The organism is Limnoglobus sp. (genome assembly GCF_059499385.1).
This window is the reverse complement of the sequence record NZ_JCABYM010000009.1, coordinates 135,748-142,539: the sequence shown is the minus strand read 5'-3', so window position 1 is coordinate 142,539 and position 6,792 is coordinate 135,748. Positions and strand designations below refer to the sequence as shown.

Below are 6,792 nucleotides of genomic sequence, written 5' to 3'. Positions count from 1 at the left end.
CGTGGTCCCTCCGTGGTTTTTGGGTGCCCCCCCCCCCCCGGGGGGCGGGGGGGCGGGGGGGCGGCCCTGCGCGATTCCCTCCCGGTAAGGATCGCGTCCGTGGGAGGGAGGTTACCCCCTCCCTAACCCTCCCCCCCAAGGGGGGAGGGAACAAGAGGCGTCTCGCTCCGCTCGACGAAATAATCGAGGTCACGACACCGCCCACAGCGTCCAGAGCGTCAGGCCGAACGCCAGCCGGCAGCCCATCTGCGCCGACGCCCACCACATCGCCCAGCTCAGCGTCTTGCTCAGGTCGGTCAGCCCCTGCTTCACGCCCTCATCCACCTGCTTGTCCGGGTCGATCTTCCCCAGCGTCAGAATCCGGATCGCCCGCGCCCGGCGGCTGCCGGACCACTTCTCCGCGTAATCGAGATACTTTTCCGTCTCCGGCCGGTCGAAGCTGCCCACGGAAATGAGGAAGTACGCGTCCACCGCCAGCATCGGGGCCAGAGCGACCACGAACAGGATGACGTGCCACCACGGTTCGACCAGGTCGTGCAGGAAAATCCTCGCCTGCGGCCAGAGTAGCCGCGACGCGATCATCTGCGCCACCATCAGCACCAGCACGAACACGGCCGGCCGGAGCGTCGGCCAGTTCAGGACGGCCGCCTTGTGCCCGGCCATGCGCTCGAGCAACTTCGGCCACCGACCGCGGACGGCGATCAGGATCGCGAGCGTGTCGTAGTAGACGCTCCAGCGGCGCATCAGCCCGAGGACGAGCATGGCCGCCAGGTAAAAGTCGAACACGCGAATCAAGTTCGCCGCGGTCAGGGATTGCATGGCAACTCATTTGGAACCCTGAGCGGAAGCGACGGGGTGTTAAGGCAGTCAACCAACCCCGTCGCTTCCGCTCAGGGTTCCACAAAACGGGACAAGGCACGTCGGAAGAATCGGGTCGCGACCTTCCGGCGGATGATTCAAAATAGGGGAAACGATCCGGTTTTCGCGACGGGCAACGATTCCCGCCGGACGAATTATTTACAAGTTTCGTTGCTTTGCTACCGTGTGAATCTTTAACGTAAATACGCGGTATCCGCAAAGGAGTGTGAACGCCGAAGGGACCGGGCGCGAAATCTCGTTGACACCAAAATCCGAGCGGTTAGGTTAAAGTCACCGTTCATCCCCGAGACTCGCGACGGCAACCGTAGGGAAGCAGCTGCCGAGCCTGGCATTCCCAGCCCACCCCCCAACCCGGCTGAGAGGATGCGCTAGATGACCAGTACGAACGTCCCCGCGACCCCCGCGGCCCACGACGCGCCGGCCGCCGACGGCTTCCCGAACGACCGCCGCAAGCGGAACATTCCGGTCGCCACCGACCGCCGCCGCGCCAACAACGCCGCGGAGAAGCGGCGCACGAGCGAGCGGCGTCGGCTCATCGACCCGACGACGTGCGAGCGCGATTACAACGACGAGGAAACCATCTTCATGAAGGCGATGGACCGTTACAAGCGGGAGAACCGCCGGCCGTTCCCGACCTGGAGCGAAGTCCTCGAAGTCCTCCGCGCGCTCGGCTACCGGAAGGTGGCGGAGCCGACGGACATGCCCGGCAAGAAGGAGCCGGAGGCGGCGGCCGCGGCCCAGTGACGCGGTTCGGGTTGTCGGCCGGCCGCCGGACGCGGTAGAACTCGGCTCGGACTCATTCCGCACTCGTGGCAGGACGCCGGGCGATGCGCGTATTCATTTCCGCTGGCGAACCCAGCGGCGACCTGCACGGCTCGAATTTCGCGAAGGCGATTTCGGCACTCAACCCGACGGCGCAACTCCTCGGCTTCGGCGGCGACAAGATGTCGGCCGCCGGGGTCGATTTGCTTTTCCCGCTCACGCAACTCTCGATCATGTGGTTCAGCCGCTCGATCGTGAACCTGCCGCAGTTCTTCAAGCTCCTCGACAAGGCCGAAAAATCGTGGCGACGCCAGCGGCCGGACGCGGTCGTGCTGATCGACTACCCCGGCTTCCACTGGCACGTCGCGAAGCGGGCGAAGGCGATGGGCATTCCCGTCTTCTACTTCGTGCCGCCGCAGTTGTGGGCGTGGGGCGGGTGGCGGACGCGGAAGATGCGGAAGACGGTCGATACCGTGCTGACGGCCCTGCCGTTCGAGGACGACTGGTACCGCAAGAAGGGCGTGCGGACGGAGTACGTCGGCCACCCGTACTTCGACGAACTCCGCGAGCAGCGGCTCGATTCGCGGTTCCTCGGCGAACAGGTTTGCCATCAGCAGCCGATCGTGGCGGTCCTCCCCGGCTCGCGGAACCAGGAGGTGTCGGCGAACTTCCCGACGATGCTGGCGACGGCGAAGAAGGTCCACGCGGAGCGGCCGGACGTGCGGTTCCTCGTGGCGTCGTTCAACGACCGCCAGCGGGCGACGGCCGAGCGGCTCGCGGCGGAGCACTCGCTGCCGCTCGAAATTCACGTGCGGCGGACGCCGGAGATCATCGAGGCGGCGGACGTGTGCCTGGCCGTGTCCGGGTCGGTCGGGCTGGAGCTGATGTACCGGCGGAAGCCGAGCGCGATCCTGTACAAGTACACGCGGCTCGCCCGGCTGGTGAGCAAGCAGTTCATCACGTGCAAGTACATCAGCCTCGTGAACCTGCTGGCGGACGAGGAAATCTTCCCGGAGTTCCTAACGTACCGGGACGCCTCGACGCCGCTGGCGGAGAAGCTGCTGTCGTGGCTGGACGACCCCGTGGCGTATGGGGAAGCGGTCGCGAAGATCACGGCGCTGAGGAACCGCGTCGCGGTTCCGGGGGCGTGCGAACGGGCCGCGGCGTTCGTGGCGGATCGGGTCGGCGGAAGAGCAATCCCGGCGAGCCGAGCGGCGGCCTGACTTCCGAAGTCCGGCTTCGACTTCGGAAGTCGATCCCGCGCAGGAACTTTGGCGGTGACGGCAACGGCCCGCTTCCCGTTCGACTTCCGAAGTCGAAGCCGGACTTCGGAAGTCGGGCGCTTCATCGAAACATCACCCCGCCGCCCCCGGCCCGACCGCTATCATGCCAGGACCGCCCCTCCCGCGAGAGTCGTGATGTCCGTGCAGCCGTCGGAAGCGGTCCAGGACTACCTCAAGGCCATCCACAGCCTCGGCGGGGCGGACCACGTCGTTTCCCCGGCCGACATCGCCCTCGCGATGAAGGTCAAGGCCCCGTCCGTGACCGGGATGCTCAAGCGGCTCGCCGAGGCCGGGTGGATCGACTACACGCCCGGCGACGGGGCGCAGCTGACCGCCACCGGCGTCCGCGAGGCGCGGCACGTCATCCGCCGCCACCGGCTCATCGAACTGTTCCTCACGCAAGTCCTCGGCCTCGACTGGAGCGAGGTGGACGCCGAGGCGGAGGCGCTGGAGCACGCCATCTCGCCGCGGCTGGAGCAGGCCATCGCCGCGCACCTCGGGGAGCCGCTCGAAGACCCGCACGGCCACCCGATCCCCACGTCCGCCGGGGAACTGCACCGCCGCACGCTGCACCGGCTCAGCGAGTTCCGCGAGGGGCAAACCGTCGTCGTCCGCGAAGCCCAGGACGACAACCCGGCCCGCCTCCGCCACTGGCGGGACCTCGGCCTCACGCCCGGCGCGACGGTCCACATCGTCAGCTACCAACCGCTGGACGACCTGTTTGAGGTGACGGTCGGAGAGAAACTCATCCGCCTCGGGAGCGAGGGGCTGACCGGTTTGCGCGGCGAGTTAATTTGCGATTCCTGACGGAATTCGGGCGGCAATTTCGACACGTTCTAAACAATCCCGACCATCGGAAAACTCGACGGCGATTCGCCGGATTTCCGTCACGTTCGTTTGCCCGGTCCGGGCGCGTGAATTAGTCTTCGGTCACACGGCGGCCGCACAATCTGCGGAACTTGATCCTGGGATGCCGATTGCGGCGATTACTCTCCGGCCGTGGGTGCGAGGATATAAATCAGATGTTCCAGATGTTCGTCGGGTATGCGTGCGTGTTGTCCGTCGCGTCGATTTATTACGTTTGGCGAGACAGCTTCGCGACGAAGCAGAAGCGCACGGCGGTGAACGAGCGGGTCGCGTACCTGTTGTGGGTCGCCGCGAACCGCTCCGTGTGAGTCCGATCGAACGCCCGCCACGATAACGAACCAAAGGCCCGGATGTGTTCCGGGCTTTTTTCGTGCGCAGACCGGCGGATGTTTTTTGGCGAGCCGAGCGGCGTAAGCCGCCGGGTGTGGAGCGCCTCACCCGGCGGCTTACGCCGCTCGGCTCGCCACCGACTTGCTCGCGACGCCCGTTCACGTTACCATTCATTCAGCCCCAAATCGTCGGATTCGCGTGGTAACCCGGCCGGCCGTCCTTAGATCAACTTCATGCTCACCAAACGCATCATCCCGTGCCTGGACGTGAAAGACGGCCGCGTGGTGAAGGGCGTCCACTTCGTCGGCCTCCGGGACGCCGGCGACCCGGTGGAGGTCGCCCGCCGGTACGAGCAGCAAGGGGCCGACGAACTCGTCTTCCTCGACATCTCGGCCAGCCACGAGGGGCGGAAAATCCTCCTCGACATGGTCCGCCAAGTGGCCGAGCAACTGTTCATGCCGTTCACCGTCGGCGGCGGCATCCGCACCCTCGACGACGCGACGCAGCTCATCCAGGCCGGCGCGGAGAAGGTCAGTATCAACTCCGCGGCCGTGAAGAACCCCGCCGTCGTGTCGGAAGTGTCCCGCAAGTTCGGCCGTTGTGCCACCGTGGTCAACATCGACCCCCGCCGCGTCACGAAGGACGGCCGCGAGGTCTGGGAGGTCCACATCAACGGCGGCCGCGTCCCCACGGGGCTGGAGGCCGTCGCCTGGGCGCGGGAGGTCGAGCGGCTCGGCGCGGGCGAGATCGTGCTCACGTCGATGGACGCGGACGGGACGAAGAACGGGTACGACCTGCCGATGCTCCGGGCCGTGTCCGCGGCGGTGAACATTCCGGTCGTCGCGAGCGGCGGGGCGGGCAGCCCCGAGCACCTGCGGCAGGCGTTCGAGGCCGGGGCGGACGCGGCCCTGGCCGCGAGCATCTTCCACTACGACGAGTACTCCATCCCGGCGACGAAGGCGTACCTCGCGGCGCACAACGTCCCCGTCCGGCTGCTGCCGGCGCTCGGCTCATGATCTTTCTTCCTTGAGGTCCGACATGTCCGAACACAAACCCCGTCCCCCGCAGGCCCAAGCCGTACCGAAGCCGCCGCCGGTCCGCCGGGCCGACACGCTCCCGCTCGCCGGCGGGCCGGTCGCGGCCGTGCCCGTGGAAGTGGTCGCCTCGCCGCCCCCGCCGCCCGCCCCGGCGAAGGAGGTGGAGACGCCGCGGGCCGACAAGCCGGGCACCATCCCCGAGGGCCGCGGGTACAACAACCCGCTCTTCACACTGTCGCCGAAGCCCGGCATCAAGGACGGGACGGGCAAGACGGGGCCGTACTACATCAACGAGATCGGCGGGCTTCGGATCGCCGAGGAAGTGCCCGGCGAGCCGAAGATCAACCAGCTTTTCCGCACGGTGATGCTGCACGAGGGGTCCGACCTGCACCTGAAGTCCGGGCTGCCCGGCATGATGCGGCTGCGGAACGTCATCCAACGGATGAACACGCCGCCGATCAGCAACGACAACATGTGGAAGCTGTTCCAGGGCATCATGAACGAGAAGGCCCACATGCAGATGGAGCGGGACGGCGGGGCCGACTTCGCCCACGTCGTCGGCGACGACGAGTGCCGGTTCCGCGTGAACATGATGAAGCAGCGGGGCAAGCTGGCGATGGTCGCCCGGCGGGTGAACACGAGCATCCCGAACTTCGCCGCCCTCGGCCTGCCGCCGAGCATCGAGAAGCTCTGCCACTACGACCAGGGGATGATCATCCTGGCCGGGGTGACCGGGTCCGGGAAGTCCACGACCATCGCGTCCATGCTGGAGTACATCAACCAGAACGAGGCGTTGCACATCCTCACGATCGAGGACCCGATCGAGTTCGTGTTCACGGACAAGATGAGCGTCATGAACCAGCGGGAGGTTTATCTCGACGTGGTGGACTGGCACGTCGCGCTCAAGCACGCCGTGCGGGAGGACCCGGACATCATCCTGGTGGGCGAGATGCGGGACCAGGAGACGTTCGAGGCCGGCGTCCACGCGGCGGAAACCGGGCACGTCGTCTTCGGGACGATCCACGCGTCCACGGCCGCGAGCACGGTTAGCCGGATCCTCGACCTGTTCCCGCCGAGCCAGCACCACGCCGTCCGGCAGTCGCTGGCGTTCAACCTGAAGGCGATCGTGGCACAGAAGCTCGTCCCGGCCTTGAAGAAGTCGCGGGTGCCGACGAACGAGATCATGATCATGAACCCGACGATCCGGGATTTGATCTTGAAGTCGAAGGACGACAAGATTCTGGACGCGATCCGGATCGGGTTCAACGAGGGGATGGTGGACTTCACCGAGAACCTGCGGCAGCTCGTGGACCGCGGGGACATCGACAAGGCGACGGCGTTGGAGTTCGCGCCGAACCCGGAGCAGTTGAAGATGGCGCTCAAGGGGATCAAGGTCGCCGCGCCGGGGATTCTGTAAACCCGCGGCCGATTTTCCACCCCGAAGGGGTGGGAGATGTTAGCCCAGGGCGAGGAGCGGAGCGACACCGCCCTGGGTGGGATCGCAACCGCCCCGCAGGCTGAAAGCATGCGAGCGCATAGCCCAGGGCAACGCCCTGGGCGGGCCTCCGGGGTTGCAGACACGCATGGCCCCGCCCAGGGCGGTGCCCTGGGCTGAGCGCTCCCACCCCTTCGGG

The 6,792-nt window shown here is 66.7% G+C and carries 7 protein-coding genes; 6 read left to right on the top strand and 1 reads right to left on the bottom strand.

The window, feature by feature from the left end:
- Positions 1-189: 189 nt before the first annotated feature.
- Positions 190-819, bottom strand: a complete 630-nt coding sequence (locus tag AC5JJ2_RS01490; RefSeq protein WP_495856195.1) for a hypothetical protein — start codon at positions 817-819, stop codon at positions 190-192.
- A 432-nt stretch (positions 820-1,251) separates the two neighbouring features.
- Here AC5JJ2_RS01490 and AC5JJ2_RS01485 point away from each other — a divergent pair, with 432 nt between their 5' ends.
- The 6 genes from AC5JJ2_RS01485 to AC5JJ2_RS01460 all read left to right on the top strand — a co-directional run bounded on the left by AC5JJ2_RS01485 (position 1,252) and on the right by AC5JJ2_RS01460 (position 6,575).
- Positions 1,252-1,623 carry a hypothetical protein gene (locus AC5JJ2_RS01485; protein WP_495856194.1) on the top strand — a complete coding sequence of 124 codons (372 nt, stop codon included), beginning with the start codon at positions 1,252-1,254 and terminating at the stop codon, positions 1,621-1,623.
- A gap of 83 nt (positions 1,624-1,706) precedes the next feature.
- A complete protein-coding gene (lpxB, locus tag AC5JJ2_RS01480) occupies positions 1,707-2,864 on the top strand; it encodes a lipid-A-disaccharide synthase (RefSeq protein ID WP_495856193.1) in 1,158 nt (385 codons plus the stop codon).
- 195 nt (positions 2,865-3,059) lie between these two features.
- Positions 3,060-3,731 (top strand): metal-dependent transcriptional regulator, encoded by a 672-nt coding sequence (locus AC5JJ2_RS01475; RefSeq protein WP_495856192.1) that lies wholly within the window; start codon positions 3,060-3,062, stop codon positions 3,729-3,731.
- A gap of 215 nt (positions 3,732-3,946) precedes the next feature.
- Positions 3,947-4,099, top strand: a complete 153-nt coding sequence (locus AC5JJ2_RS01470; RefSeq protein WP_495856191.1) for a hypothetical protein — start codon at positions 3,947-3,949, stop codon at positions 4,097-4,099.
- A gap of 255 nt (positions 4,100-4,354) precedes the next feature.
- Complete coding sequence (hisF, locus tag AC5JJ2_RS01465) at positions 4,355-5,137, top strand: imidazole glycerol phosphate synthase subunit HisF (protein WP_495856190.1); 783 nt, start codon at positions 4,355-4,357, stop codon at positions 5,135-5,137.
- 22 nt (positions 5,138-5,159) lie between these two features.
- Entirely contained in the window at positions 5,160-6,575 is a 1,416-nt protein-coding gene (locus tag AC5JJ2_RS01460; RefSeq protein WP_495856189.1) for a type IV pilus twitching motility protein PilT, read from the top strand.
- Positions 6,576-6,792 lie beyond the last annotated feature (217 nt).